The sequence below is a fragment of the Vibrio sp. Vb2131 genome (assembly GCF_033338535.1).
GTDB classification, from domain to species: Bacteria; Pseudomonadota; Gammaproteobacteria; order Enterobacterales; family Vibrionaceae; genus Vibrio; species Vibrio alginolyticus.
Window position 1 is genome coordinate 1 of sequence record NZ_JAWOSW010000044.1, and the last position, 1,411, is coordinate 1,411.

The following is a 1,411-nucleotide window of genomic DNA, read 5'->3' on the forward strand; positions in this document are numbered from 1 at the left end:
AAAGAGGGCATCCCCCCTGACCAGCAGAGGCTCATCTTTGCCGGCAAGCAGCTGGAAGATGGCCGCACCCTCTCTGACTACAACATCCAGAAAGAGTCAACCCTGCACCTGGTCCTCCTTCCCTCAACCCGTTTTAAAAAAATACAATTAACACAGAAACAAAGATCCCATTTTTTTTAAAAAAAGTAATCAACAGAGGGCAAAGCCACTTCCTGGGGTGTACCTTACATAATTACAGGGGGAGGTGTAGCATGACCTCGAGAGTTGTGTTTAAAGGCAGTATTACAAAATATACAAAGGTGTTCTTTCTGTTCACAGTACATAAAAGAACCCTGCCTCATTTCCAAATGAGACACTATAAAACAAGTCACTATTTACTATAAGTTATGAAGTATTCTGTACAGATGCATGGCTATAAATTATGCCGCATAAATGGCTCTTGGGGAACGTTTATCTACAGAGGGGCTCGGGCTGGCCCTCAGCCTCTTCCCATGCAGTATGATGGAAGAGGATGGCCGTGGAACCACACAGCCTGACCCAAGTCAAGCTGAGGCCCGTTCTTGTGGGGAGGGGGATGGGATGGGAATGCTTGCAGAGCCACCATGGGGACTGCACATGAGCACAGCGTATGACTATGGCATCCTGTGCCATACAGGCTCCCACATGCACACTCCCAACCCTACTTACTGGCTTCATCTTGATTCTAAGGGCATTTTAGCCATTTCCCATCTCCTCCCTCCTAAGCAATCCCTTGGAACTTTGTAGGCATGGAAGGGGTAGGAAGCTCATCTGTGTAAGACGATGGGTTTGAAATGAATACATGAGCAGGAGGGTGAGGGGGTGGATGAAACAGAGCATGAAAAGCTGGCCCGGAAAGTCTCCTTGCACAAAAGAGAAAGATAGGCAGACCCTTCACCAGCAGATGACCCAGGCAGTAGCAATGGAGAGAAGGCCTGGGACACAGGTCTTACAAGTTCCATCAGAAATATGTAGCAACAATGTCTCCTATTCTAGTCCAGCCCTAGGCATAGAAAAACCAACAATGTGCCAAACACGTCGTGAACCCCATTCACTCCATCCTAGGAAGCTGAGCACCGCGGACTTCAGAGGACACTGTGGTCAGCTGCTTGGCCTGACTATACCAGACGATGCCTTAATAGAACATGCCCTGCAGTGTGAGCTAGAAAGGCTCACACCTATGGGCTACAAACATTCAGTGTGTTTGAACTTGGCTGCTCTGGGGCAGGGGTGAGTAGGAGAAGTTATTGGGTAGGAGTGGACTTATAAAATGAGAGATGTGGCTGAGGTTTTATACCAAGAAACAACTGCTTTGTACATATATTTACAAATACTCTTTACATTGGATCTTTCCAGAACCTTCCCTAATGCCTCCCTCTTAATGTCTTTGGGT

1 protein-coding gene is annotated in these 1,411 nt (G+C 47.3%); it reads left to right on the forward strand.

Annotated features, from left to right (window positions below; genetic code table 11):
• Positions 1 to 180 (forward strand): ubiquitin-like protein (locus R7E38_RS22765; RefSeq protein ID WP_318082123.1); only part of this gene is annotated, 180 nt, incomplete at its 5' end.
• Between the last annotated feature and the right edge of the window lie 1,231 nt (positions 181 to 1,411).